The following is a 2,520-nucleotide window of genomic DNA, read 5'->3' as shown; positions in this document are numbered from 1 at the left end:
ATACATTACATTCTTATCCGAGAAGAAAGCCTACGTTTCTTGTCTTGGATTAGGAAAGGTGTGGATTATAGATCCGTCCTCCATGACAAAAACAGGAGAAATAGATTTATCTGGCTATTCCTTGGGGAAGTTGGCTGGCGACAATAATCCTGAACCATGTGCTTCCATCATCAGAGACGGCATCTTATACGTGACGCTCTGCCAGTTAAAGTCTGCCTACTCATGCGAGAAGGGGGCACATATAGCCTTAATAGATACCAAGACCGATAAGCCTATCAAAATGATTAGTGACCCTCGTGCTACAATGGCCTCCTCTATGACCCCCGCTGGGGATCCATTCATGGACGAAAAGGGTGACATCTATTTCTATTGCGTAGCAATGTTTGGATACCAGCCTGGGGTCAAGGAAGGATTCTTGCGCATTAAGAAAGGGGAGCAAGACTTTGACAACTCATATTGCTTCACCCTTGCAGACGTAAACTTAGAAGGAGTAAAGGGGAACAGAACATCGTATGCTTATAATAAAGTGTATGGTGGAAACGGAAAGGTTTATGGATACCTTAACATTCCCGGAGCGGCAAGCAATCCACCTGACTACGTTCATGACAAATCATTTCAAGCCTTTGAAATTAATCTATACAATAAGACTTGCAAGAAGATGAATTTTTCTGGAACTGTAGGCTGGGCCACATCCATCTGCAAGTCTGGCAATAATATCATCTTCGGCATGTCAACAGATCAAGGCATGGGCTACTCTGTCTATCACATGGATGATGGAAGCTATGAAAAATTGAAGGTAAAGGTTTCTGGAGCACCCTACATGTTGCATGAGCTTAAATAGTTGCCATAAAATATATTGGATACAAACTCAACATCTGAAAGGATGCGAACTTCTTGATTAGAAGCTTTAATCTCCCTCAAAACAAGAAAAAGAGCTGTGTCGTTACTCATTATAGGGTTTGATACAGCTCTTTTAGTTTATGTGTTATAAACTATAAATTCTCATGGTTGTGCTTTTAGTTTTTATACACTGTCAATTCAGTTTTAATAAAAATCTTTCTTTTGTAGTAGCGTAGTAAATAATTGAAAGAATATTCGTATATCAATAAAAATCTTTAATCCTTTTTCTTTCAACGTATTATACCTTATTGTAGTTATGTAGTAAGATATAATCAATGAAAGAAAAAGAAAATATAATCATCAGGTATCCGTCTTTCCTATTAAGAATATCGGTGTTATTATGGATGTAGGTTTCTGCAATCTCTGACATACATGTTTCCTGAAGAAGTGTGCTTCCGTACTGTCCAATTGATAAGACAAAGCGATGATGATTGTGAGTGGATAAAGCGGAGCATATCCTCGCAACCGTCCGTTCACGTAGACTTCCTGCTCCCCTGTATCCCTTTCGTCGGGTTGCAGGGGAGAGACTTTTAGTAGAAGTTGCAGACGATAATTGAGCTTCCTCCATGTTACACTAAAGAAATCCACCAGTTCACTCTCTGTCATGGCTATTTCGCCTTTGCCTTTGCAAGTGATTTGCATATTATCGCCCCACTCGAAATAACTGCGGTCTCTTTTTATTTGATGGTGATTGACATTCATACGGTTTCCTCCTTCGTTTCTTTTGTCTGATGTTTCCTTATCAACCTGTCCATGTCCTCAGAAATCTTATTATCTGTCACCTGTGCGTAGATTTGAGTACTGGATATAGAGGCGTGCCCCATCATCTTGGCAATACTCTCTATGGGTATTCCTGCACTTAAGCTCAGCGTGCCGAACGTGTGCCTTGCCATGTGGTAGGACAACCGCTCTCTGATACCGCAAGCCTTACCCACAATACTCAGCTTTGCACTCATCACGCTACGGCTACAAGTACAGTGAAAGATAAAGTCGTCACCTTTTTCTTTCACCGTCTGCATTTCTTTCATGCAGGGTTGCTCTTCCTTACATTGATTGATGATGGCCTCCGCTATCGGGTGCAGGGGCACAATAAACTCCACCTTTGTCTTCTGCCTTTCTTTACGGATATATTTCTGTCCGTCTGCTGCCGTTTGAATGTGTCCCAATTGCAAATGTTCCATATCAGCAATAGCCAAGCCCGTAAAGCATGAGAAGATAAACATCCGTCTTGCTTGTTCTGCTTCCTTATCAATTACTCTCAATGCCATGAGTTTGGCAACATCGCTCTTTTGCAGAAAGCGTATCTTCTGTTCCGTTTTCTCATACTTGGCATTCTCAAAAGGATTGCAACGAATGATTCTCTGGCTGACCGCACGATACATCAGCCTACTCAGCCAACAAAGGTAACGATTCATGGTTGCTGTTGCCAAGCCTCGTTTTTTCAGATAGAAACCGTATTCCTCAAATAAGTCTTCCGTTATTGCAGAGATGGTTATATCCATCATTCCCTTATCCTTTACAAACTCTGTAAGTAACTTGTCTGAATAGAGAAGATTCTGATAAGTACTTTTTGCTCTTGATTTACCCACGCACTCTTTAACGGATTGCAGCTCTGCTTTA

At 41.1% G+C, this 2,520-nt stretch carries 3 protein-coding genes; 1 reads left to right on the top strand and 2 read right to left on the bottom strand.

Annotated features, from left to right (window positions below; genetic code table 11):
• Nucleotides 1-841: hypothetical protein (locus tag HMPREF0658_RS05320; RefSeq protein WP_006949190.1), on the top strand; the 841-nt coding region annotated here is incomplete at its 5' end.
• Nucleotides 842-1,200: 359 nt separating this feature from the next.
• Here the strand turns inward: HMPREF0658_RS05320 and HMPREF0658_RS05315 are convergent.
• Together HMPREF0658_RS05315 and HMPREF0658_RS05310 are read right to left on the bottom strand one after the other, a co-directional pair.
• A complete protein-coding gene (locus HMPREF0658_RS05315; RefSeq protein ID WP_006949187.1) occupies nt 1,201-1,602 on the bottom strand; it encodes a hypothetical protein in 402 nt (133 codons plus the stop codon).
• The coding region (locus HMPREF0658_RS05310) for a tyrosine-type recombinase/integrase (protein WP_006949178.1) at nt 1,599-2,520 on the bottom strand (922 nt) is incomplete at its 5' end. The genes HMPREF0658_RS05315 and HMPREF0658_RS05310, both read right to left, overlap by 4 nt.

This window comes from Hoylesella marshii DSM 16973 = JCM 13450, from assembly GCF_000146675.1.
GTDB classification, from domain to species: Bacteria; Bacteroidota; Bacteroidia; order Bacteroidales; family Bacteroidaceae; genus Prevotella; species Prevotella marshii.
Note: the sequence above shows the minus strand (reverse complement) of the source record. Positions and strands in the feature narration are given on the sequence as shown.